Raw genomic sequence first — 23768 nt, 5'->3', positions numbered from 1 at the left:
CGCGCCATCCATGCTGGCCTCCAATCCAGCCAGATGGTTGAATCAGATTTCAGCCAATCTGGGTACCCATATTCCGATTCAGCCCAAAATCATCAGGCTCTAAGTGTTGGCTTCTTCCCAGGGCTTTGCTGCCCTGAACCTGCAAAAGGTCACAGACCTTTGGAAACCATTTTATTATTGATCAATCGGGGTGCGGGGGCGTGGAGTCCCTGCCGGGTCCGGGGAGAGTCCTGGGAGTGCATCAGGGAGTTGAGTTCTGCCAGTCGGGATGATCTGCACGACGTTGCAGGTCTCTGGCACGACAGCGCGGTCCGCATGGATGGCGGCTGACGTTTCTGCGGGAGAATGTGCATCAGCGTACGGGCGTGCCGGTACGTTATTTTTAGTGGCAACCGCAGAGACAGAACAGGTTCTGGTATGCGCCGGGGCTCCGACAGGCCGGAGCGTGGCAGGGCCAGCGGGGCACCCGGCGACACGGAGGACCCTGTCGCGTTTTTCGTCGTCGGAGAGTTTCTTTCAGGCCAGGCAGGTGGCGCGGAATGCTTCGAAGGCCCGGGCCCGGTGACTGATTCTGTTCTTCTCCGCGTCGGTCATTTCCGCGAATGTTCGGGTCTCGTCGGCTGGCACGAAGATGGGGTCGTAGCCGTGTCCCTCCTGGCCGCGTGGGGCCGGGGCGATGGTACCGTCGATGCGGCCTTCAAAGCAGTGGGTGGTGCCATCCGGAAAGGCCAGGCACAGCACGCAGATGAACCACGCAGTCCGTTCGTTCCCGCCGATGCCGTCTTCGATGCGCTGCATGGCGTTTGCGAAGTCTTTATCCGGGCCTGCCCAGCGCGCCGAATAGATTCCGGGTGCCCCATCCAGCGCCGAAACGCAAAGGCCGGAATCGTCTGAAAGCGCCGGGATTTTTGCCGCTTTCGCTGCTGCCAGAGCTTTCAGTTCAGCGTTGCCGGTAAAGGTTGTCGCTGTTTCTTCCGGTTCCGGGAGTCCGAGTTCACCGGCTGAGACCACGGTGATGCCGTAGCCATCGAGCAGCGTGGAGAATTCAGCCAGTTTGCCTTTGTTGTGACTGGCCAGGACGAGGCGGCTGCCCCGGACCAGTGGCAGGATTGTGCTCATGATGCCTCTGCGACGGTGATGGCGGCATTCTGTGCTGCGAACAGGTCTTTTATGCCGCATTTGGCCAGTCCGAGCAGGACGAAGAACTCGTTTTCTGAAAACGGTTTTTCTTCTGCTGTGCCCTGAATTTCGACGATCCCGTTATCGGCGGTCAGCACGAAATTTGTGTCGGCGATGGCCGAACTGTCCTCGATATAATCGAGATCGAGAACCGCACCTTCTCCCGTCAGTCCGCAGGATACGGCCGCGACCTGACCCGTCAGGGGGATCGACTTCAGCACGCGTCCCCGCTGAAGCTTGCCGAGTGCGAGGCGCAGCGCGACCCATGCGCCGGTGATGGAGGCACAGCGGGTTCCGCCATCCGCGTTGAGAACGTCACAGTCGAGCGTGACGCTCATCTCGCCCAGCGCTGCAAGATCTGTCACGGCGCGCAGTGACCGACCGATGAGGCGCTGGATTTCCTGTGTGCGGCCTGACTGCTTTCCCTTCGCGGCTTCACGGCTTCCACGGGTGTGTGTGGCGCGTGGCAGCATGCCGTATTCGGCGGTAATCCAGCCTGTGCCCTTACCTTTTAGAAAAGGGGGCACGCGTTGCTCGACGCTGGCGACGCAGAGCACTTCGGTGCCGCCCACGCGGATCAGTGCCGATCCTTCGGCGTGACGGGCAAAGCCGGTTTCGATGCTGACGGATCGCATGGCATCATTGGCACGACCGGAAGGACGCATGAGCAATATCCCTGATGTGAAGGCGGGCGTGGCGGAGCACGCGAGGACTGCCGGGCTCCATAGCCCGCCCGTCCGGCTCTGACCACCCGGTGCCCTCTTGTCAGGTGCTGCTGTCATGCCCACAGTCAGGAGACGGAACCGCCAGCAACTCAGGGGCTACGACGATAACCAGCAGTAAGGAAAAATCGCTCAGGGACTTTGGTCTTCTGCCTGGACCGGGAGTTCTGACAGGGAGCCTGAGCACGCGTTCGGCGACGATCCTGCGTGAACTGGTGGAGCATTACCTGGAAACAGGCGGCCCCGTGGGCAGCCGCACGCTTGCGCACAGGCTTCCCGTGGGCCTGTCGCCGGCGACGATCCGCAATGTGATGGCGGATCTGACGGAGGCCGGCTTTCTGTTTTCTCCTCATACTTCTGCCGGGCGGCTTCCGACCGAGAAGGGGTTGCGTCTGTTTGTGGACGGCATGCTTCAGTTCGGCAGTCTGACTGAAAGCGAGCGTGAATCCATAGCGACCTCGCTTGAGGCGCGTGGACGATCTCTCGAAGACACACTCGCCGAAGCGTCAATGATGCTGTCCGGTTTGTCTCAGGCGGCCAGTCTTGTTCTCGCGCCAAAAACCGAGGGGACCGTCAAGCATATCGAGTTTGTGGCTCTTGGCGGTAATCGTGCCCTTGTTATCCTCGTCGGGTCTGATGGCCAGGTTGAAAATCGCGTTATTGAAACGCCTGTGGGGATGCCGCCCTCTACGCTTAATGAAGCCGCGAATTATCTGAATGCGCGTCTGACGGGCCGGACGCTTGCGGAACTCAGGACACAGGTCGATCAGGAGATGGGCGCCGATCAGACGGAGCTCGATCAGCTTGCGGCTGTGGTTGTTGCAAGCGGACTGGCGACCTGGAGTGATGAGGGGCGCAGCGGCACGCTCATTATTCGCGGACAGGGTCATCTCCTGACGGATGTGACTGAAATTGAGCGTCTTTCGACCATTCAGATGCTGTTTGAGCGTCTTGAAAAACATGATGCTATGCTGCGGCTTCTGGAACTCGCTGAAGATTCGGATGGTGTGCGGATCTTTATAGGCGCTGAAAGTGGTCTGTTTGGTGTTTCGGGCATGTCGATGGTGGTTGCGCCTGCTCGTAATGAATCCAACCGTATTGTTGGCGCGATCGGTGTTATCGGGCCAACACGTATCAATTACGGGAAAATCATCCCTGTGATCGACTATACGGCGCGTATCATCGGGCAGATACTTGGGTAGTGGTCAGCGGGGAACATTCGCAGGGGCCTGCGGTCCCTGCCAGGTCCGGGCTGAGTCCGGATACTTTCATCGGGCAGGTTCATCGTCACAGCCTCTGGTATCAGGGGTAAAATATTGAAATAAACCCGGTTGCCTGTTTCAGAAATCCCGAAGCGGCCGGGTGCGTTGTGCGTCTGATGAATACTGTCTGGCGGAATTTCGGGAATGACTGCGTTGAAAATCATCCTGCTGACATTGTGTGTGTTTCTTGTGTCCTGCGGACCGAAAATACATGAAGTCTTCAGCCCGGCTGAGGTGCAGTGGTCTCTTGAGAAGGGAGCGACAACTCTCATTCTGCATGGGCAGGCACGCAACAGTCTTTACCCTGGCGGGAGGGATTGTGAGTCCGCCCATGACGGGATGATTTTCCCTGATACGAAGTATTTTGACGCGTGGTATCGGGTTCAGACATCCGGCTCGCATTTCGCCGAAGACATCAGCAGTGATGCCCGGCAATATATTCGTCATGCGTCTGCGGAACCTGGATGTATTTATACATTCAGAAATGTTCCTGCCGGAAATTGGCGAATTTTACTTGATATTTCATGGTATACATCAGGAGTGGCCGGAACGGGACCATATTATGGTCATTCGCGCCATGTGCCGGCTGGTCCGGGGATAACGTCAGGTCGCATTCATATTGACGGAACCGAAACGGTCATCAGAAAGAATTTTATCTCTGATGAGGGCCTGACGACCAACTCCGATCATCCTTTTCGGATGCCGCGACATCAGGCCGTTCTGGAGCCATGGGCTGTGCCCTGAAACGGATGGAATCAGGGTTGTTTTTGCGAATTGATAAATCAGGAAGCAGTTATCCGGCTTTCTGATCAAAGGACTCCAGGAGAGCCTGCTGGATGTGTTCTAGATCGGAAAGCGTGGCGGCGATGGCGGCGTTCATGGCATTCAGTTCGCGCATGCGCTTTTGTACCTTTTTGAGCAGCAGCATTTTCTGTGCGTTATGCTTGGGATCTGCATCGTAAAGATCCAGATAGTCCTTAATGTCACGAAGATGGAAACCAAGGTGCTTGCCGCGGATGATGAGTTTGATGCGTGCGCGATCCCGGGCGGAGTAGACACGTGTGGTGCCGGCGCGCGCTGGCATGATGAGGCCTTTATCCTCGTAAAATCGCAGCGAGCGCGGCGTTATGCCCAGTTCCCGTGAGAGTTCGGTGACAGAGAAAAGACGGCTGTCAGGATTGCTCCCGGCGGTGGACATAAAAGGTTCCTTACCTGCACGCGGACACATGTCGGGTATCCCGATACGTGTCATGATTGAGAGTGGTCAGTGCATCAACTGACCTCAGATATAGAGAGTTCTGCATGGTCTTCCAGTGATGTCAGCCCTGTGCGATCTGAAACGCCGCCTCGTGCTCGGGTTTCATGGTGAGTACCCTCATTCCGGTTTTCGCAAAAATCTGCGCAACTCCCGTCCGGCGTCGAGCCCGTCCGGGTTTGGTGCGGGACGTTTGAAGACGCCGCTCGCCCGGACAATGGGGTCGTTGCCGACCCGGCCAAGCCCCTGCACGAAGACCGCGTTACGGGTCACACGCAGCACATCGGCACGGAATTCAACCCATGCCCCGACCCGACCCGGGGCGAGAAAATCGACAGTCAGAGACATGGTCGGAAGAATGGGGACCTGCAGATCGTGTTCGTACATGGCCGCTACCGCCATATAGCCATCGCAGATTGTAGCAAGCATTCCGCCATGACATGTGCCTGTATGGTTGCAATGTCGTGGTTCCACCTGGAAACCGGCCACAAGTCGTCCGTGTTCGTCCCGGACTTTGAATGAACCGGTGAGGGTATCGAAACCGGATGCGTCAAAGACCGGGATTGGTATGAAATCATCCCGTTCCGGAGATGATGATTCGAAATGACCCGTGGCGGGGGGCATGAGAGCGATCCTCCTTGAAATGATCAGAATCCGTCTTCCGGCAGGCTCATCATTGATGCTTTTCCCGATTTTATCTTCAGATACAGGGCGGCTGTGTCGGGAAGGATACGATCATAGAAAAACTGCGCTGAACTGAGTTTGGCGGTGTAGAAGGCTTTGTCGGGACCGTCTGCATCTGCTTTCGGCGTGGCGATGATGACGGTGCGGGCCCAGAGCCAGGCCTGTGCCACCAGTCCTGTCAGGCGCAGATAATCCGTTGCGGCGGCGGCGGCTTCTTCCGGGTCGTTCATGCCACGCCGGGCGATCAGTCCGGTCGCCAGTTGCAGGGCACCGAAGGCACGTTCGAGATTCTCCGTCATTTTGCCTGGAACAGGACTGGTTTTGTGTTCTTCGATGAAGTTTGCGATGGGGTGGAACAGGCCGCGAAGATTGCGGCCCATATGCGCGGGGAGCTTGCGACCGACGAGATCGAGGGCCTGTATGCCGTTTGTGCCTTCATAGATCATCGCAATACGGGAATCGCGAACATATTGCTCGACGCCGTGATCCACGATGTAGCCGTGGCCACCATAGGTTTGCACGGCAAGGTTGGCGGCGTCGCTGCCAAGATCCGTGAACAGGGCTTTGACGACCGGTGTCATCAGTGCGACGACATCTTCGGCGTCACGGCGTTCCTGTTCGTTTGTACTGTGTTCGGCAATGTCGAGCTCGCCAGCGACCCAGGCGCCGAGTGCCCGGCAGCCTTCGGCAATGACACGCATCGTCATCAGCATACGTCGGACATCCGGGTGGACGATGATCGGATCAGCGGGGAGTTCCGGATATTTTGCGCCGGCAAGCGACCTGCCCTGCAGACGATCTTTTGCATAGGCCACCGCGCTCTGATACGACACTTCCGCGATGCCAAGCCCCTGGATGCCGACGCCGAGGCGCTCGTTGTTCATCATGGCAAACATCGCCTGCATGCCTTTATGGACCTGTCCCACGAGCCAGCCTTTTGCATCGTCGAAACTGAGCTGGCAGGTCGCAGATCCTTTAATTCCCATCTTGTGTTCAAGAGCCGTGCAGATCACGCCATTGCGGGTGCCGATGGTTCCGTCGTCATGGAGCAGAAACTTCGGCACAAGAAACAGGCTGATCCCTTTGATTCCTTTGGGTGCGTCGGGCAGTCGGGCCAGAACGAGATGGATGATGTTTTCTGTCAGGTCATGCTCGCCGGCGGAGATGAAGATTTTTGATCCGGTGAGGCGCCATGAGCCGTCATCGGCAGGGACCGCACGGGTTCGGACCAGCCCCAGATCCGTGCCGCACTGAGATTCGGTAAGGCACATGCTGGCGGACCAGGTGCCGTCGATCATTTTTGGCAGATAGAGAGATTTCAGTTCCTCCGATCCGTATTTCCGCAGAGCCGTCATCGCACCATTGGTCAGACCCGGGTAGAGACCGAAAGACAGATTGGCCGAGCAGATCATCTCCGAGATCAGCATGCCGATACTTTCCGGCAGACCCTGACCGCCGTATTCAGGTAGCCCTGTCACTGAAGACCAGCCCGCTTCGCAGAACATTGCGTAGGCTTCTCTGAAGCCGGCCGGCGTGCGGACGACACCGTTTTCGAGGTGGCAGCCTTCCCGGTCACCGATCGCGTTCAGTGGCAGGAGTACTTCGGTGACGAATTTTCCTGCTTCCTCAAGGACTGTTTCCGTAAGGTCTGCATCAATGCTGGAGAAAGCGTCCAGTTTCGTCAGGCGGGAGAAATCATGAAGTTCATTCAGAACAAATTTCATGTCGCGGAGTGGTGGTGTGTAGGTTTGCATGTCCTGGATCCCCTTCGTTCAGTTTCTGAGGGGTTTGCCGGTTTCGAGCATATGCTCGATCCGGTCGAGTGTCGGGCTCGTGCGGATCAGACGCATGAAGGAAGCGCTTTCGAGATCCATCATTTGCTTTTCACTGACGATTTCTGTCACGTCATGACCGTTTCCGGTCAGAACCGTGGCAAGCTCACCGGATACGACACGGTCGTGGGGTGTTGCGAGACCCTGTTTTGCCATCCCGTCGATTGCCATGATGAACGCCGTGCGACCGGAAGCGCCTGAGACATGAAATTCCGGCTGTTCGGGGGGGATGTATCCCTCGATCATCGCGAGCGCACGGGCTTTGGCGTCGGCCAGAACGCGGTCGCGGTTCATGGTAATGCCATCTGATTTCCGCAGAATGTGCATCCGTTTTGCTTCAGCGGCAGATTTCGAGACACGGGCCATGGCGATCATCTCAAAAACCTCGCGGGTAGCGGGTATCGGGCCATGCGGGGTACGAGGATCGGCCCGGAGACGTAGCAGCATTTCACCGCACCCACCCCAGCCGGGAATCAGACCGACACCACATTCTACAAGTCCGGTGTAAAGTTCGGCATGGGCCTGAACGACATCGGCATGCAGGATGAGTTCGCAGCCACCCCCGAGGGCCAGGCCGGCGGGAGCCGCGACCACGGGGAAGGGGGCGTATTTCAGGGCTTTGAGCACCTTCTGGCCCTTTTGAACCAGTTTCTGGGTCTCGCCCCAGGCGGCCATGTTGGCTGCAAAAAGCGCCAGCCCGATATTGGCGCCCGCGGAGAAATTATCCGCATCGGTGTGGAGAACAAGCGCGCGAAAGCTATTTTTTACGTGTCCGATGGCTTCTTCAAGAATGGAAAGAACATTCTCATCGAATGTGTTCATTTTTGTGGTGATTTCAAAGCAGGCGACACCGTCGCCTATATCCCACAATGCACCCGATTTGTTCGAGAGGACAGGTTTACCACGCTTGCGAATATCTTCCAGTAACAGGATGCCTTCGGCACGTGGAACAGGTTTATAGCTTTCTTCAGGAGTAAAAGCGTTCAGAACATCCTCATGATATTCATAGAATTTTCCTGAACCAACCTTTTCAACTATTTGCGGAACCGGAATATCCTGTGTCTGTAAAAGTGCTGCGAAACGGGAGGGGCCAATCTGATCGATCAGCGCAAAAGGTCCTTTCTTCCAGTTAAATCCAAGTTCCATGGCTTTATCGATACCGATGATATCATCGGAAATCTCCGGCACGAGCGATGCGGCATAAGCCAGTGTCTCACCCATGACACGGCGTGCGTAGACACCGAGCTTGTCGGGTGAGGTCATCAGATCTTCGGCACGCTTTACATGTGAAGGCAGAGAGAAGCGTTCGGAAAGGGCATATGCTCCTGTTGTCAGGTCGATGGACTCTTTGAATTTGTCGGAACCTTTACGATTCAGACGATAGAATCCGCCGTTGCCTTTTCTGCCTGTATTGCCGGCTTCGATCATTTTTCCGATCAGGGCGATGTCGTCAGAAAAAAGGCGGTAGCGATCGTTTTCTGGCAGTGTGGCCTTCATGCTGGCATTGATATGCGGCATGAGATCGACCCCGACGAGATCGATCAGTCCGAAAACACCGGTTTTCGGAATGCCGAAGGGGCGCCCGATGACAGCATCGACCTGCTCGACGGTGAGGCCGCTTTCAATAGCGGTTTTCACGGCGACAAGCATCCAGAAGGTGCCAATCCTGTTTGCAATGAAACCTGGTGTGTCTTTGGCGTTTACGATAGTTTTTCCGAGATTGCGGTCACAGAACGTCGTGAGTCTGGTGACATGAGCATGATCCGTCTCAGGGCCCCGGACGAGTTCGAGCAGCCGCATATAGCGGGGTGGGTTAAAGAAATGCGTGATGAGAAAATCACGCCTGAAAGTTTCCGGCATATTCGCCGTCAGGAATACAAGTGGAATCGTGGACGTATTAGAACTGATCGGGGTGCCGGGACGACGCACGGTGTCCAGCCGTTTATAAAGTGCCTGTTTCAGATCCGGGCGTTCGATGATGGCCTCGATGATCCAGTCGCATTCGGAAACAGCATCGAGATTGTCTTCGATATTGCCGGGTTGAATGAGTTTTGCGGCGGCCGGGTCCATGAACGGTGCGGGCTCGGTTCTGAGCATTCGCGCGATGGCCCCTTTCGCGAGACTGCTGCGGTCTTCACCCTCGACGCGGTCGAGTAGCAGAACCGGGATGCCTGCGTTAGCGATATGGGCCGCGATAGCAGCACCCATGACACCTGCGCCCACCACGCAGACGCGGGAGAATGCGGGACTGTCGTCTGGTCCCGTACGGTGGTTTACGGTCTGGTCCATCAGATCCGCTCCATGATGGTGGCGATACCCTGGCCACCGCCAATGCATTGTGTTGCGAGTGCGTAACGCGCATTTTCGCGTTTCAGAAGCTGGGCGGCCTTGCCGGTGATGCGGGCGCCGGTGGCACCCAGAGGGTGTCCGAGGGCTATGGCGCCCCCGTCGATGTTTATGATGTCGTCACGCAGGCCGAGTTCGCGGATGCAGGCGAGGGACTGGGACGCAAAAGCCTCGTTCAGTTCGACAACGCCCAGGTCTTCGATACCGATTCCGGCGCGCGCCAGGGCTTTACGGGTTGCCTGCACGGGGCCGATGCCCATAATTTCTGGTTCACAACCCGAAACCGCGATGGATCGGATACGTGCCATTTTCTCAAGCCCGTTGCGGTCCGCGTAGTCTTCCGAGCAGATCAGCACAGCGGCGGCGCCATCCGTAAGAGGCGACGACGTGCCTGCGGTGACGGTGCCTGCGGCATCGAAGGCCGGTCTGAGGCCGGCGAGGCCTTCAGCGGTGGTTTCAGGGCGTGGGCAGCCATCTTTTGTGACGGCGCCATTCGGCGTTGGGATGGATACGATTTCATCGGAAAGACGGCCTGCGCTGATGGCGTCACGGGTGCGATTCTGGCTCCGGAGGGCAAACTGTTCCTGCTGGTCCCGGGTGATTTCGTATTTCTTTGCGACGTTTTCAGCGGTGATGCCCATATCCATGTAAACGCCTGGTCGTTTTTTATAGAGTCCCGGATTGGGCATCGGGTTGAAGCCACCCATCGGCACGCGGGTCATGCTTTCGACGCCGGCACAGATAAAAGCCTCACCCGCGCCCATCTGAATGGCGCCTGCCGCAATGTGAACGGATTGCATGGATGAGCCGCAGAAGCGATTGACCGTCATTCCGGCAACCGACAGCGGGAGATCAGCGAGAATGCTGACGATGCGACCGATATTGATACCCTGTTCGCCTTCGGGGAAAGCACAGCCAAGGATCAGATCCTCTATGTCCGTGGCCTGTACGCCTGTGCGTTCGACGAGCGCGCGGACGACCTGAGCAGCGAGATCATCCGGGCGGGTTCGCACAAGTTCACCCTTGCGGGCTGGCTGGAACGGCGACCTGACATATCCTGCAATGACGACTGAACTCATGTGCGAGACCTCCTTTGCATCCATCGCCACCCCGATTTTATTGTCTGCTTTGGATGACGTATACGTAAACTACGACATTCATAGCACGCATAAATGATATGTAGATATGTTTTCTTTATCGCGCACGATTCCTTGATAATTGTGTTTTAATCAAGATTATGTGACCGAAAAACGAACGGTTTATGCATGACTTTGTTGCATCGTGTTCGTTATTTCTCCATGTGGTATTCCGTTAACGTCACCCAAAAGAAGGTGACTACCCGCCGGTCGGCTCTATGGGAGCCGGGTATCGGGAAGGAAAAAAACAATGAAACATTTCCCGACTGCGGCGGCGTTTGGGACCGCGGCCACTCTGGTCTTTTTCCCGCCCTGCGCGGCCTTCGCTTCCGGCATTGCTCTCAGAGAGACCGATGCGACATCCGTTGCCAGTGCGTATGTTGGGGGTGTCAGTCGCGCAACTGACGCCTCGACCGTGCTCCTCAATCCTGCCGGGATGTCGCTGCTCGAATACAGTGAAATCGAAGGCAATGCTTTTTATATTGGTCCGAGTGCACGATTTTCAGGGCAAAACTACCTCGGTCAGGGTACTACGACTTCCGGGACCAGTGGCAATAAGAATATCAGTGCCGGCGCTACAGCCGCAGGCTATGGTGTCTGGAAAATTAATGATCGCTGGGCGGTCGGTTATGCCGGAACGACACCATGGGGTCTGCGGATGAATTATCCGGAGAACTGGGTTGGCCGGTATCAAAGTCTTGTAACGTCCATTACCGGGTATGAACTGGACCTGGCTGTTTCTTACAAAGTAACGCCGCGTCTGGTGCTGGGGGTCGGTCCACGTTTTGGCTTCCTTCAGGGTCGCTTCACTGAGACAGCCAATCTGGGTGCGCTGAATGCTTACGGTCCAACAAATGCCAGTCTTGCCGGGAATGGATTTGGATTTGGCTATTCCGCCGGTGCGATTTATCGCCTGGATAACAAGACTCAGATCGGTGTTACCTATCGTTCACGTATGTCGTTTCCGGTAGCCACAAAGCTGAAATTTGCACCGCCCCTCTCCCTTGCGGCTGCTCAGCCTCAGGTCAACGGACTTCTTGCTGCCGAGAGCGGTCATTCAAAAATGCAGGTGACACTCCCTGATTCTGTTTCTGTCGGAGTGACAAGAAAACTTTCGTCACGCTGGACGCTGATGCTTCAGGGTGAATGGACGCACTGGTCATTGTTGCAGGGGCTAAATGCGATTTCAGATCATAACGGGCTGAATACATCCATTCCTGTCGGGTGGCATAACTCCTGGTTTGGCGGAGTCAGTGCCTCTTATCGTATTTTGCGGCAGGTCACATTACGCAGCGGCTTCAGCTACGATCAGAGTCCTTCGGGAACTGAGTCGCGGTTCACCCGGGCTCCGGATGCGAGCCGCTATACTCTGGGATTTGGGGCTGAATATTCCCCGGTCAGGCAACTGACAATGGAACTTTCCTTCGCGCATCTGTTTTTCCCAGCGGGACACATCAACAGCTCGTCTTCTGCGACGGCGGGACAGATTGTCGGTGTTTACAACAACCATGCAAATGTCGTCGGTTTCGGGATCAGATCGCATTTCTGATGCCGCTGCCCGAAAGGGTCTCGATATGGATAGTTTTACGGAACATCGTTTTACGACTGATCTGAAGCCGGGCGTACCCGGTCAGACCCTGTCCGGTCTTCTTGCGCGTGCTGCGGCACAGTGCCCCGATGCCGCGGCGATTGATTTTCTTGGCAGGCGTACGACGTATCGGGATCTGTTTCACGCGGCAGACCATGCGGCGGCCGGGTTGCAGGAAGCCGGTATGAAAAAAGGAGATCGTATCGGTCTGTGTCTGCCGAATACGCCTTATTCTGTTATACTGTTTTTTGCGGCACAGCGTATCGGAGCGATCGTTGTCAATATCAATCCGCTTTATGTTGAACATGAAATTCACCAGATTCTTCTGACGTCCGGTGTGTCTGTTCTCGCGGTTACGGATCTGGCGATGATTGCGACGCCAGCGATTGCCGCAACACGGAATTGTCCGATCCATCACATCATCGTCTGTCCTTTCACGGAAGCGCTTCCATGGGGAAAATCGTTTTTGTTCAGGGCTTTTAAGTCACGTGAACTGGTGCGTTTTGAACAGGACCCTCGTCTTATCACGTTTCACAAGCTCGTTGTGACCAGAGGGCTTCCGAAGCCGGTTGCTCTGGACCCGCTGAAGGATGTCGCTGTTCTGCAGTTTACCGGAGGCACGACCGGGACGCCTAAGGCAGCGATGCTGACGCATGGTAATCTTCTGGCAAATCTCGCGCAGATTGGCGAACGAATTGAGGGTGCTCTGGACGGGCCTCAGGTGATTCTTGGTGTGCTTCCCCTGTTTCATGTGTTCGCCATGATGACTGTCATGCTTCTGTCGGTTGACCGGATGGGTATGATGGTGCTGCTGCCGCGTTTTGATGCGCGGGCGACGCTGGAAACGCTTCTTCATAACAAGGTGACGATCTTTCCTGCTGTGCCGACTATTCTGACGGCATTGCTTCGGCAGAAAGACATCAGGCCAGAGTGTTTTGCTCATATGACGGCGGTTATTTCCGGTGGTGCGCCGCTTCCTGTCGCCCTGCGTAAACAGTTTGAGGAAACCGCGCATTGCCCGGTGATTGAAGGGTATGGCCTGAGTGAGACGTCGCCGGTGCTTACGTTTAATCCGCTGGATAACGCACGTGACGGATCGTGCGGCCTTCCGGTTGCGGGAACAGAGTTACAGATTCGGGATATTTCACCGCCGCACCACACACTTTCCAGTGGGCAGTCTGGTGAGGTGTGTGTGCGTGGACCGCAGGTGATGCCGGGTTACTGGGGCGGTCAGTCTCTTGAAAATCCCTTTACCGAGGATGGATTTCTTCGGACGGGTGATGTTGGATATCTGGATGACGATGGTTATCTTTATCTGGTCGATCGTCTGAAAGACATTATTCTTTGTGGTGGCTACAACGTCTATCCGCATGTGATTGAGGAGGCGTTATATCGTCATCCGGCAGTTCTGGAGGCATTGGTCATCGGTGTACCTGATGAATACCGTGGGCAGGCACCGAAGGCATTTGTAACACTGAAGGAAGGAGTGGCGGTGACGGAACGGGAGCTGCTCGATCATATTGGTCAGTATGTTTCGAAAATAGAGAGACCTCGTCAGGTTGTATTCCGGGAGATGTTGCCAAAGACGCTGATCGGCAAGCTGTCACGCAAGGATCTTATCGCTCAGGAAAATCTTCACAGCAATCTGTCGCCGATGGCAGAGGAGGCATAGGTATCCGGTAGTGGTATGATCTGTGGGGCGGATTGTGTCAGGCTATTCGTTGAATGGGATGGATGAGCTTTCTGTTATGGTCATTGCTGTCGTGATGAAGGAGTCATGACAGGTTTTATTCATGCTGCCCGGAATGAGGGTTTAATTTTGCTTATGTCGATCATGGATATAAGGATATCAAACGAGCAGTGATGGCGAAGGTCAATGGAGTTTCGCTCGGATTTGTCAGAGTGCGGGATACAATAATTATTTATCAGGGTTTTCGGATTCTGAATTATGAGTTTCTTCTTTTTGTAAAAAAAGCTCTTCAAGGTCAGGTCTGTTGCGACGCAGCCAGTAAGTCTGTTCCCTGGCCAGTTCAGCAACAAGACTGCGAGCGTCGTATTCAGGCAATGGTTTTCTCCCTTGTTTTAAGGCAGGACAGGTCGTACCCAATCTGTATGGCGTAGTCCCGCCAGGTAGAGATTTTTCTTGTGGAGGATTTTTCTGTCATCTGGCTGAGAAGTTCTGCATCCGTGGCCAGACGCTCAAGCACATTTTCAATCTGCTCCGGATCCTGCATATCGGCACTAAGGCAGGCGCCTGATGATGCCAGTTCAGCCATGACGCCAGCTTTATGTGTGATGCAGGGGCGGCCCAGCCAGAGACTTTCCAGTATCGGCAGACCAAATCCTTCAACCAGAGAAGGATAAATCGTAAAATCGCATGCTTCATAGGTGTCCAGAAGATCCTGATCGCTCAGAACGCCTTTATATTCAATTGATGAGTCTTCATCGACGGCATCCTGAATGGCTTCGAAAATTCCGGGTGCTCCGGCGTAATGATTACCGACCAGTGTCAGCCTGATTTTCAGATCTGGCCGATGCCGACGTAAACGGCGCCAGGCAGCGAGAAGCGAAACGTGATTTTTGCGCGGCTCCAGGGTTGAAACACAGAGCACTCTGATTTCGCTGTTGAGTCGTTTCGGGGGAGTTGTGATGCGTGCGGAAGAGCCAAATTGTCCTGCCAGCCACAACGTTCTGATTGTAGCACGCAGAGGCAGATTATGGCGGGAAGTCCAGTTTTTGAGGCAGGAATCACTGTAATCAGAAACACTCCAGATATGATCATACTGTAGCAGAGCCGACAGATAGGCCGGAAAAGCAGCAATAACGTGACGATCGCAGTATCCGGGGTGTTCAATTGGAATCAGGTCATGCAGGATCGCGCTGGTCATCATATTTCGCCCTCGCGCCCAGGCGAGACGCTCCATACCGGCTCCATCCAGAATGACTTCTGGCGTGAACAGAACAGGAGGTTTTGTTCCTGTCCGGATCATACGAAGCATTTCCTCCAGATCCAGGCTTTGTGCCTCTGCCAGAAGAGACAACCGGTCCACCGGTCCGCCATAACATGCCAGGGCCTTTCTCTGATCTCCATTCAGAAGACGATAGGTATGAGCGCATGAATCCCAGCGAACAAAAACAAGCTTCAGATTTTCCTGTTTCTGCAAACAGGAAAAAAGCTGACGTGTAACGCGCATGACACCGGAGTTGGCCGGATCAATGCTGGCATTGGTCACGTCTGCCAGAATGATACGGGGCGCCGGATCATCTTCTGGTTTCCCGGACCGGTGATGCGCAACAGCGCTCAGGATTTCTTCTTCCCACTGCGTAAGAGTACGCTGCCAGGGAAATTTATGATGGCTGCGTTCTAAGGCGGTCATCAGTTCAGTCGGGGCCAGATCGGTCAGAATCCGGATTGTTTTCCGGATCATATCTTCAACGCTGTCACACAAAAGCCAGGGATGTGCGATCACTTCCGGATGTGCGCCGAGAGCGAAAGCCAGGGCCGGGCGCTTGAGATGCTGCATTTCGACAATCGGGAAGTTAAAGCCTTCCCACAGAGATGGGCTCAGTCCGACCTCGCATATCTCCATTACCGCACGAAGTGTGGCGTCGTCCGGCTGCCCCAGAAGGATAACGGAGGACGCAAGGTCGGGTGGTATAAGACAGTCAACTCCTGCATCGAGAATCAGCAGCCTGACCTGAGGCACGGACAGTCGCACACGACGGAGCACGTCGTAAGCAGCAACGGAATTTTTATATCCGCTGGTCTCAAACCGTCCGAGTGCAAGAATCAGAGGTGATCCCGCATCTTTTAACATTTGCAACCGGGCGAGAAGAGCCTCGCCTGATGGGTCCTGATCACCTGATGGAAACAGAGCATTATCCATGTGGTTGCTGCCCAGAAGGACAGTCCGGACGCCGGCTTTCTGCCCGCGATCCGGAAATGTCTGGCTTCTGCAGATGAAATGGCTGATTGGCAGAATGCGATCTGTACCGGGCAGCTCCATCTGCCGAACACGGCGCAGTTCACGCTGCATGACAAGTGCAGGTCCGGTCATGCCATCCTGCGCCGTGGCGCCGGCATCAATAAACAGGCTGGCAATGCCACGTTCGCCGCACTCCCGCGTTGTCCGGAAAAATGGCCATCCACCACTGACTACGGCATCAGGTTTCCGCTCTTCCAGGCGGCGACGCATCAGACGGGCTACTTCATATTCCGTGGCCGCCATGTCCAGTCCAGGCGGAATAGTAAGAGTGATTACTTCTCCGATCCCTTCCGGAAGCCGCGGATCACAGTGCAGGCAGGTGAAACCAACTTCGTGGCCCTGAGCTACCAGATGTTTCGCCAGCAGGATTAAGAGACGATCGACCCCAAAGCGTGGCAGAAGGCGTTCGTTGACAATTTCAATACGCATAAATTCAGTCCAGTTGCTCAGCCCGGAGTGCGAAGGACTCTCCCGGAGAGCTCCATACGGCATCGGCTGCAACCGAGGCATTATCGGCCAGATATGAACGTATGCCCGGTTTCTCGAGAAGAATCTGAAGATGGGCGAGCGCTTCCAGCGGGGTCCGATACAGGAGAACCGGGGCTCCGGTTCTGATCCGGTCCTCCAGCCCGATGCCTGCTGGCGCCAGAATGGGAATATTGCGCCTCAGGGCATTAAGCGCGACCGGCAAAGCATTTTTTTCGTTCCATAGCCAGAGTAACTGCGCGTTTTCCCATGCCTCTGCATTTACCCAGTCATGGCGCAGAAGGCGAAACGAAGCGGGAAGAGTAAGGTAGTCGTGCAGATGGTCGGTCAGCGTGATAATTGCATCCGGAGCTGTTCCTTCTCCCGTCAGAATCACGACTGGCCGTGGAGAGACAGTTGTGTCTGGCTCTGTTTTGCCAGAGTAGATATTCTCCAGTTGTGTGACGGTTCTGGTTTCGTCAAATTGCGATCGGCGTGTCAGATTTTTGGCGCCCATACGGGCCGCCAGACCAGGTTCGGTAATGAACCGGCGCATGGCCAGGGCAAGAGCTTTTGCATCTCCCGGAGGCACGGTCAGCCCTGTGTCTCCGTCCTGCACCATGTCCGCAGCGCCGCCACTGCGTGAGACCAGCAGCGCGGCTCCGGCCGCGCCACCCTCAAGAAGTGTGACAGGTTCATTTTCCGGCCAGACGGAGGGTAGGACTACGACATCCGACCGGGCCATGTCCTGCAAGAGCTGTCTGCGCGGCAGATGACCGGTTACAATAAGCGGTATATTTTTCCGGAGAGCCAGCTTTTCCGCTTTCTGATGCAGTGGCCCCTGTCCGGCAAGGGTCATCTCCCACCGTCCGGTCAGCTCCGGATCTTCAGCCAGAAGACTCAAAGCCTCCAGCAGGACATCAATACCTTTATGCGGGCCAAGATAGGCGCTGCAGAGAAAACGTAAGGGGTGATTTCCTGCGTTCTGTGCAGAATAGTCGTGTTGCGGAATATTGCCGAGATCAATCCCGTTGGACAGCACCTGGATACGACCCGAAGCGATTCCGGCACGGTTATAGGCTTTTGCCAGATATGAGCTGGGTGAGATCAGGTGATCTGCCTGCTCAAGACACCAGGCGATGTAGTCACGGCGCAGACGAACGGGCAGCCGGTCTTCGTCATACACAAAACCGGGCAAACAGACGGAACACCCTTCTGTATGCCTGCAGGGAGTTCCGTTTTCGCGAAGCAGACTCTGTCGCAGGCAAAATCCCCAGTGATCATGCAGGGTAACCACGCAGGGCAGACCGAGTTCTTTCACGGCCTGAATGCAGTCTGCACCAAGACCGATGATATTGTGAAAGTGTACGACTTCAATGTCGTGCATGAGGATAAGAGAGATCAGACGACGTGTCAGAACTGGCCAGCGAAAAGACTGATCCGGATCGAGTGAGCGTAACGTAATACGCTGGATTGGCAGCCCATTGTGATCTTCCGGTTCCATACTGCCAGCAGGGTAGCCGGGAGCAGGAACACGACCACCAACAATAAATACGTCATGTCCGCGTCGCTGAAGCTCACGTGCATGCCTGTCAGCGACAATCTCTGCTCCTCCGACAACAAATGGAGGGAAAAAATTACTGACTACCAGAATTCTCATGAACGGAGGAAGTCCTTCAGATAACCTGGCACTACATAAGGTTTAGAAAGTTTATATAAAGTAAATTTCGTCTCCAATTTTATTTTTGGTGAAAGTCTGGAAACTAAAAAAAGAAAGGTGGGTGGACTTTTCTTCGATCTGCGGTCACGTTCCGGGTCAGTCTGACCGGATTACGGACATAACTGATGAAAATGATTTCCTATGCTCAGAATTTTGAAGATATCCTCCTCTGGCGATGCCTGAAGGAGATAAGTAATGGCTTTTACGTTGATGTTGGCGCACACCATCCGGAAATAGATTCCATCACCAAATGGTTTTACGATCAGGGATGGACGGGTATTAATATTGAGCCTGTCCCATTTTTGTTTCATGAAATAAAAAAACACAGGCCACGCGATACCAACCTGAATATTGCGGCCGGAGCGGCAGAAGGGCAGACGGATTTGTATGTCTTCCCGGATTCACCGGGGCTGTCCACAATCAGTAAAGAAATTGCGCGGAAAACAGACCGCAAAGAGGAAATAATCAGAACTGATATTCGGCCGCTCAGAGATATTCTGGCGGCGTTCAAAGGTCGGGATATTCATTTTCTGAAGATAGATGTTGAAGGCGCCGAGAGGGATGTTCTGTCTGGCATGGACTTCACCCGCTTTCGTCCCTGGATTCTGGTCATTGAGGCCATACCTGCGGACGGAAACGGCGGACGTGGCCTTCAATGGGATGATCTGGTGCTGGCATCAGGGTATCAGGAAGTATGGTTTGATGGTTTGAACCGATATTTTGTTTCGGACGAGCATCAGGACCTTAGTGCCCGGCTGGCTATTCCGCCAAATGTTTTTGATAATTTTGAACAGAATACTACCTTCATGTTTCGTTATGAGCGTGATCTGGCCGAAAGATCTCTGCATGAAGCACAGACTGTGATTTGTGACCGGGATGACGGTGTCAGGGAGCGGGACACGATGATCATGGCACTGAAATCCGAAATCAGTCACATAGAAGAAAAATTAAACAAATCAAAAGATACAGAACATGAGCGCGATGAAGCCGAAAAAGCTCTGCGTGAAGCACAAAGCATTATTTGCAGCGGGGATGATGTTATCAGGGAACGGGACACGATGATCGTGGCACTGAAATCTGAAATCAGTCAGATAGAAGAAAAATCGAATAAAATGGAAAATCAGGAAAAGCATTCTCAGGAGATAATAGAAAGAAAAAATTATGAAATTCTCATTCTGAGCAAAGAAAATGATAGAATAAATAAAGAATTGAATTTCCTGAAAGATGTGCAATCAATTGCAGAGGCGAATCGTTATACGTTCCGGGATGAAATACAAAAAGTCCAGGAAAAGATCCGTAAAGCAAATGAAGAAACTATTGTAGCGCAGGCGGAGGTGCAGGAAGCGCGTCGCTGGTTAGACGCATATCGTCAGAGCACATCCTGGCGTTGTACGGCTCCGGTAAGGCTGGCAGGGCTCATGGCGAAGAAACTGGTAAAAAAGAATACATCCTGATACTGGAAGTATTTTGTCATTTCACACGAATGACCGGTTTATACAGAGCCCGGATGATGCTGCCTTTCCGGGAGCTTTCTATCTGCTGTGGACTCTGACTCGATTGGCTTTGTGTTGCGATTTGCTGTCCTGGACGTGCCACGGTTGTTCCGGACCTTTGAGAGCCTGCCAGTCCCGCCCCTGCCGGGCTCACACAGGTCAAAGGCCAGACCTTCTGGTATAAGGTCCCGCGACCGGCACACGAGAAGAGGAAAGCAGCCTGTGACGCGAAAACCGGGCTGGGTTTTTCCCTGATGATGTCGGGTGCGCCGGAGAAACGCCGGAGTCCGGAGAGTCCGGCGTCTGAAAAGTTTCAGAGCATCGGCGCGTCTTTTCCAGTCATTTCGCGCCGGATGATTTTCATGGGGACGAGGCCTGAGCTGAGGAGGGTGTCGTGGAACTTTTCAAGTGAGAAGTCCTTACCCTGGGTTTTCTTCATGTCTTCGCGCAGGTGCAGGATCATGAGTTTGCCGAGCAGATAAGAATAGTACCCGGGGTCGGCTGTGCCGCGGCGGGCTTCTTTATAGGCCATGACGGAGGACTGGAAGCACTCGTGCTGCATCATCTTTGTTGCGTCTTCAAGGGACAGGCCCTGGGTATGCATGCCGAAAGAGGCGAGGAAGCGGCAGTCACGCAGCAGGGCGTCCTGGAGCTGGGCGAGGTGCAGTCTGGCGTCGCCTGCGTGGAAGCCCTGCTCGATCATCATCTGTTCGGTGTAATGCGCCCAGCCTTCGGTGGTGGCGTAGGATGCGCCGCCTTTCCGGGTCAGGGACCATTCCGGGTTGGCGCGCAGATAGAGGCCCTGGACGAAATGGCCGGGCATGGCTTCATGCACGGTGATATTGAGCATGGAGGCTGTGTTGTCGTCTTCGAGCGACTCTTCGGCTTTTGCCGGGCTCAGCTTCGGGTCGACAGGGGTGACGTAATAAAAAGATGTGGTGGCTTTTGTCTCGAACGGACCGGGCCAGTCTGTGGCTGCTGTGATCAGGGAGCGTTCAAAGCCCGGAGTGTCGGTTACGACCGGCAGAGTGGTGTTCGGCAGGGTTGCGATGTTGTGTGATGTCACGAAATTCTGCGCGTCTGTGAGCTGGTCCCGGACGAGCTGGTTCAGGGCGGTGGCTGCGACATGGTCCCTGCGGACTTCTGCCAGGGCCTGATCCGGGTGAGCAGGGTCGATGGCGCGGGCTGTTTCGCTGAACGCGGCCTGATCCTGTCTGAGTTGTTTTTGTCCGGCTTCGATGATTTTTTCGAGTGGCTCGTCGACCAGATCCGCTGCGAGCATGGCGCGGATGGTATCGGCGCCGAGGACGAAGGTGCCGGCTGGTTTGATGGCGCTGATCGTGGTCTGGAATTTTTCGAGGGCAGCGAGCGTTGTTTTTGTGCTGGCTTTCAGGCGGGCCTGGAGGGCTTTGTCTTTTAGGTCCGTGAAGGCGGCCGGTACGTTATCCCGCACAAAGACGATGGCGCCTTCGAGGTCCTCCTTTGATATTTCAAGAAAGATCGTCGGAACCTGATCGAGCTGCTTTTCACCGGTGGCCAGCATCGCGGGGATCTGGTTTTCCCGGGAAATGAGGTCTTTCATTCGGATGGAGAGAGGCGCGAAATCACGGTCGATAAGGCTGTACAGCGCGTTGGTGGCGAGGCTGATATAGACGTCGGGGTTGTGTCGGAAGGACTGGACGCGTTCGTTTTCGATCAGTTCCTTGTCGATATCGGCCACGAGGATGTCGCGATCGTTTTGTCTGCGCTGTGGCAGGGCTGACAGGTCCAGAGCGGTCAGGGCTGCTCGCTCGCGGTGCAGGCGGGCGGTCTGGGCGTTGATGGTTGCGACGGACATGTCATCCAGACGACCATCCGCGTTATGTATGCCGAGCAGTGTGGACGTGACGGGGCTGGCGGCCCAGTCGGCATCGAAATGGGCTTTTTCAAGTGAGTCGAGCGTGGGGGCTGCGTGTGCGGCCGCTGTTGTTGCGAGCGTTGCGGTGAGGGCCAGGAGGAGGCGCCTGGTTGCGCGGGAGGAGAGATTTTTCATGCCGGTAACGATATGACGGCAGGAGGAGTCCGTAAACCGGACGAGGGTTTGGGAAGGTTCTGTCAGCGTTACGCGCTGATCTGTGATTTTTCAAATAATTAGCAGAGGACCGGGCTCTGCCCGAACCCGGAAGGGGTCACAGACCCCGTCACCCCAACCTGTTGATAAACAAGCCGGTTTCCAAAGGTCTGTGACCTTTGGTGGGTTCCAGGGCAAAGCCCTGAAAAGGTACCAGCACTTAACGACAACAGAGCCTTTGGAAATCATTTTATTATTAATCAATCGGAGTGCAGGGGCCTGTGGTCCCTGCCGGGTTCGGGCAGGGTGTCGTCGGATAGTCTGACGTCCTGACCCTGCGCCGGGATCTCAGTGCGCTGCGAGACTGCGCTGCAATCGTGTTATTGCGCCGGGGAGGCCACGTACTTTCAGCACCCGGCCGGTTTCGTCATGCTCCTCGGACAGGACCCGCGCGTTCTCATAGATCTCGCCGATCAGCCCCTGTTTTGCGTAAGGCAGCATCAGAACGTCGTCCACCATTTCGGCCTCGAAAAACGCGATGATGGTATCCCGCAAGGCACTCACATCCTCTGGTGTATGGGCGGAGAGCATGATGGCATCGGGATGTTTTTCCATCAGGGCCGCGCGCCCGGCATCGTCTATGCGGTCCATCTTGTTCAGAATAAGCCGGGACGGGACTGTATCCGCGCTGATTTCACGCAGCACGCTGCGGCTGACTTCGAGTTGCGCTTCCCAGGTTGGATCCGATGCGTCGACTACAAACAGCAGCAGTGAGGCTTCCAGCGCTTCGGAGAGGGTGGAGCGGAACGAGGCCACCAGATCGTGGGGGAGTTGCTTAATGAAGCCGACGGTGTCGGAGATGAGCACACGGGGTCGGGTCTCGGGTTGTAACGTGCGAACCGTGGTGTCGAGCGTGGCGAAAAGCTTGTCCTGCACCAGAACCTGACTACCGGTGAGGGCGCGCATCAGGGAGGATTTGCCGGCATTGGTGTAGCCAACCAGCGCCACGCGTAGCTGGTCGCGGCGGGCGGAACGGCGCTGGTCGCTGTCACGTTGCACTGCTTCGAGCTGGGTTTTCAGTTCCGCCAGCCGGTCGCGGATTTTACGGCGATCGAGGGAGAGGGTGCTTTCGCCGGCGCCTGGTCCCTGTTGTCTGCCGCCGCCGCCGGAAGACTCTCTCAGGCGCGGGGCAACATATTTCAGGCGCGCCATCTCCACCTGCAACTTTGCTTCACGGGTGTTGGCGTGGCGGTGGAAGATCTCGACGATGACGCCGGTGCGATCCAGCACCTGGGCGCTGGTGGCACGTTCAAGGTTACGGATCTGACTGGGGGAGAGTTCGTGGTCGACGATGACGAATTCGGGCTTGCGGGCGGTGTCGGGGGCGGTCCTGACCGGCTCGCTGTTTTCGGCCGTTCCTTCAAACCGTCGTCTGGCTTTGGTCATCGGGGCTGTCGCCATGGAGGTGACGACGCCGCTGCCGCCGGTCAGTGCCGCCAGTTCCTCAAGCTTGCCGGCACCAAGGACTGACGCGGCGCCGGTGCCCTCACGCTTTTGCGATACCGAGCCGACGACTTCATAGCCGAGTGTTTTGACCAGGCGCCCCAGTTCTCCGAGGCTGGCTTCGTGTGCGACGTCATCGACGTCGGGTGTCTGGATGCCGACGAGAACGGCGAGCGGGATTGGGGGGCTGGTTTCCATCGATCACGATATAGCACGAACAGGGGCGAAATCCGGAAACGGCATCTGTCGGGCCGGATCGACCGTGTTTGTCCGGTCTAATGGCAGTCCGCATAAAAACTGGCCGTCATAAAGAAGGCCGGGCTTTGCCCGAACCCGGCGGGGACCGCAGGCCCCTGCTTGCCGATTTGTTTATAATAAAGTGGTTTCCAAAGGTCTGAGACCTTTGGTGGGTTTCAGGGCAAAGCCCTGAGAAAGTGCCAACACTTAGAGCCTGATGATTTTGGGCTGAATCGGAATATGGGTACCCAGATTGGCTGAAATCTGATTCAACCATCTGGCTGGATTGGAGGCCAGCATGGATGGCGCG

General features: G+C 55.5%; 17 protein-coding genes. 5 read left to right on the top strand and 12 right to left on the bottom strand.

Annotated elements, in window-relative coordinates:
- Positions 1–516: 516 nt before the first annotated feature.
- Both rdgB and rph read right to left on the bottom strand, forming a co-directional pair.
- Positions 517–1119, bottom strand: a complete 603-nt coding sequence (rdgB, locus tag GOB85_RS15975) for an RdgB/HAM1 family non-canonical purine NTP pyrophosphatase (RefSeq protein WP_173578497.1) — start codon at positions 1117–1119, stop codon at positions 517–519.
- Positions 1116–1844 carry a ribonuclease PH gene (rph, locus tag GOB85_RS15970; protein WP_173578499.1) on the bottom strand — a complete coding sequence of 243 codons (729 nt, stop codon included), beginning with the start codon at positions 1842–1844 and terminating at the stop codon, positions 1116–1118. The genes rdgB and rph overlap by 4 nt, the downstream gene beginning before the upstream one ends.
- Before the next feature lie 206 nt (positions 1845–2050).
- On the opposite strand from rph, the gene hrcA reads away from it, so the two are divergent.
- Together hrcA and GOB85_RS15960 are read left to right on the top strand one after the other, a co-directional pair.
- Complete coding sequence (gene hrcA / locus GOB85_RS15965) at positions 2051–3103, top strand: heat-inducible transcriptional repressor HrcA (RefSeq protein ID WP_194298812.1); 1053 nt, start codon at positions 2051–2053, stop codon at positions 3101–3103.
- 204 nt (positions 3104–3307) lie between these two features.
- On the top strand, positions 3308–3907 hold the full coding sequence (locus GOB85_RS15960; RefSeq protein WP_173578496.1) for a hypothetical protein: 600 nt from the start codon (positions 3308–3310) through the stop codon (positions 3905–3907).
- A gap of 49 nt (positions 3908–3956) precedes the next feature.
- Here GOB85_RS15960 and GOB85_RS15955 read toward each other — a convergent pair whose 3' ends face one another.
- The 5 genes from GOB85_RS15955 to GOB85_RS15935 form a co-directional block, all read right to left on the bottom strand.
- Positions 3957–4361, bottom strand: a complete 405-nt coding sequence (locus GOB85_RS15955; protein WP_173578495.1) for a MerR family transcriptional regulator — start codon at positions 4359–4361, stop codon at positions 3957–3959.
- A gap of 177 nt (positions 4362–4538) precedes the next feature.
- Positions 4539–5042 carry a PaaI family thioesterase gene (locus tag GOB85_RS15950; protein WP_173578494.1) on the bottom strand — a complete coding sequence of 168 codons (504 nt, stop codon included), beginning with the start codon at positions 5040–5042 and terminating at the stop codon, positions 4539–4541.
- 23 nt (positions 5043–5065) lie between these two features.
- Positions 5066–6856, bottom strand: a complete 1791-nt coding sequence (locus GOB85_RS15945; RefSeq protein ID WP_173578493.1) for an acyl-CoA dehydrogenase C-terminal domain-containing protein — start codon at positions 6854–6856, stop codon at positions 5066–5068.
- A gap of 18 nt (positions 6857–6874) precedes the next feature.
- Entirely contained in the window at positions 6875–9223 is a 2349-nt protein-coding gene (locus tag GOB85_RS15940; protein ID WP_173578492.1) for a 3-hydroxyacyl-CoA dehydrogenase/enoyl-CoA hydratase family protein, read from the bottom strand.
- Positions 9223–10359 carry a thiolase family protein gene (locus tag GOB85_RS15935; protein WP_173578491.1) on the bottom strand — a complete coding sequence of 379 codons (1137 nt, stop codon included), beginning with the start codon at positions 10357–10359 and terminating at the stop codon, positions 9223–9225. Before GOB85_RS15935 ends, GOB85_RS15940 begins: the two co-directional genes overlap by 1 nt.
- A 307-nt stretch (positions 10360–10666) precedes the next feature.
- Here GOB85_RS15935 and GOB85_RS15930 point away from each other — a divergent pair, with 307 nt between their 5' ends.
- Positions 10667–11965 carry an OmpP1/FadL family transporter gene (locus GOB85_RS15930; RefSeq protein ID WP_173578490.1) on the top strand — a complete coding sequence of 433 codons (1299 nt, stop codon included), beginning with the start codon at positions 10667–10669 and terminating at the stop codon, positions 11963–11965.
- 25 nt (positions 11966–11990) lie between these two features.
- Positions 11991–13676, top strand: a complete 1686-nt coding sequence (locus tag GOB85_RS15925) for a long-chain-fatty-acid--CoA ligase (protein WP_198912228.1) — start codon at positions 11991–11993, stop codon at positions 13674–13676.
- A gap of 246 nt (positions 13677–13922) precedes the next feature.
- Here the strand turns inward: GOB85_RS15925 and GOB85_RS15920 are convergent, their stop codons facing one another.
- From GOB85_RS15920 to GOB85_RS15910, 3 genes are read right to left on the bottom strand one after another with little or no spacing between them, the layout of a single operon-like run.
- Complete coding sequence (locus tag GOB85_RS15920; RefSeq protein ID WP_173578488.1) at positions 13923–14069, bottom strand: hypothetical protein; 147 nt, start codon at positions 14067–14069, stop codon at positions 13923–13925.
- Positions 14062–16419: a glycosyltransferase family 4 protein gene (locus tag GOB85_RS15915; RefSeq protein ID WP_173578487.1), complete on the bottom strand. Its 2358-nt coding sequence runs from the start codon at positions 16417–16419 to the stop codon at positions 14062–14064. The genes GOB85_RS15920 and GOB85_RS15915 overlap by 8 nt, the downstream gene beginning before the upstream one ends.
- 4 nt (positions 16420–16423) lie before the next feature.
- Positions 16424–18115 carry a glycosyltransferase gene (locus GOB85_RS15910; protein ID WP_173578486.1) on the bottom strand — a complete coding sequence of 564 codons (1692 nt, stop codon included), beginning with the start codon at positions 18113–18115 and terminating at the stop codon, positions 16424–16426.
- 185 nt (positions 18116–18300) lie between these two features.
- Between GOB85_RS15910 and GOB85_RS15905 the strand changes: the two genes are divergently transcribed.
- Positions 18301–19629, top strand: coding sequence for an FkbM family methyltransferase (locus GOB85_RS15905; protein WP_173578485.1), 1329 nt, complete (start codon positions 18301–18303; stop codon positions 19627–19629).
- A 352-nt stretch (positions 19630–19981) separates the two neighbouring features.
- On the opposite strand, the gene GOB85_RS15900 is transcribed toward GOB85_RS15905, so the two are convergent.
- Positions 19982–21700, bottom strand: a complete 1719-nt coding sequence (locus GOB85_RS15900) for a DUF885 domain-containing protein (RefSeq protein ID WP_173578484.1) — start codon at positions 21698–21700, stop codon at positions 19982–19984.
- Between the two features lie 366 nt (positions 21701–22066).
- Positions 22067–23419, bottom strand: a complete 1353-nt coding sequence (hflX, locus tag GOB85_RS15895) for a GTPase HflX (protein ID WP_173578483.1) — start codon at positions 23417–23419, stop codon at positions 22067–22069.
- Between the last annotated feature and the right edge of the window lie 349 nt (positions 23420–23768).

It is taken from the genome of Acetobacter fallax, assembly GCF_011516735.1.
GTDB classification, from domain to species: domain Bacteria; phylum Pseudomonadota; class Alphaproteobacteria; order Acetobacterales; family Acetobacteraceae; genus Acetobacter; species Acetobacter fallax.
This window is presented reverse-complemented; position numbering and strand designations above follow the sequence as displayed.

Excerpts from the sequence above, each read along its gene's own strand:
- GOB85_RS15950 (WP_173578494.1), bottom strand. The coding sequence starts at position 5,042 with ATGCCCCCCGCCACGGGTCATTTCGAATCATCATCTCCGGAACGGGAT.
- GOB85_RS15915 (WP_173578487.1), bottom strand. The coding sequence starts at position 16,419 with ATGCGTATTGAAATTGTCAACGAACGCCTTCTGCCACGCTTTGGGGTC.
- GOB85_RS15935 (WP_173578491.1), bottom strand. The coding sequence starts at position 10,359 with ATGAGTTCAGTCGTCATTGCAGGATATGTCAGGTCGCCGTTCCAGCCA.
- GOB85_RS15960 (WP_173578496.1), top strand. The coding sequence starts at position 3,308 with ATGACTGCGTTGAAAATCATCCTGCTGACATTGTGTGTGTTTCTTGTG.
- GOB85_RS15900 (WP_173578484.1), bottom strand. The coding sequence starts at position 21,700 with ATGAAAAATCTCTCCTCCCGCGCAACCAGGCGCCTCCTCCTGGCCCTC.
- rph (WP_173578499.1), bottom strand. The coding sequence starts at position 1,844 with ATGCGTCCTTCCGGTCGTGCCAATGATGCCATGCGATCCGTCAGCATC.
- GOB85_RS15930 (WP_173578490.1), top strand. The coding sequence starts at position 10,667 with ATGAAACATTTCCCGACTGCGGCGGCGTTTGGGACCGCGGCCACTCTG.
- GOB85_RS15905 (WP_173578485.1), top strand. The coding sequence starts at position 18,301 with ATGAAAATGATTTCCTATGCTCAGAATTTTGAAGATATCCTCCTCTGG.
- rdgB (WP_173578497.1), bottom strand. The coding sequence starts at position 1,119 with ATGAGCACAATCCTGCCACTGGTCCGGGGCAGCCGCCTCGTCCTGGCC.
- GOB85_RS15925 (WP_198912228.1), top strand. The coding sequence starts at position 11,991 with ATGGATAGTTTTACGGAACATCGTTTTACGACTGATCTGAAGCCGGGC.
- GOB85_RS15940 (WP_173578492.1), bottom strand. The coding sequence starts at position 9,223 with ATGGACCAGACCGTAAACCACCGTACGGGACCAGACGACAGTCCCGCA.
- hflX (WP_173578483.1), bottom strand. The coding sequence starts at position 23,419 with ATGGAAACCAGCCCCCCAATCCCGCTCGCCGTTCTCGTCGGCATCCAG.
- GOB85_RS15945 (WP_173578493.1), bottom strand. The coding sequence starts at position 6,856 with ATGCAAACCTACACACCACCACTCCGCGACATGAAATTTGTTCTGAAT.
- GOB85_RS15910 (WP_173578486.1), bottom strand. The coding sequence starts at position 18,115 with ATGAGAATTCTGGTAGTCAGTAATTTTTTCCCTCCATTTGTTGTCGGA.
- GOB85_RS15955 (WP_173578495.1), bottom strand. The coding sequence starts at position 4,361 with ATGTCCACCGCCGGGAGCAATCCTGACAGCCGTCTTTTCTCTGTCACC.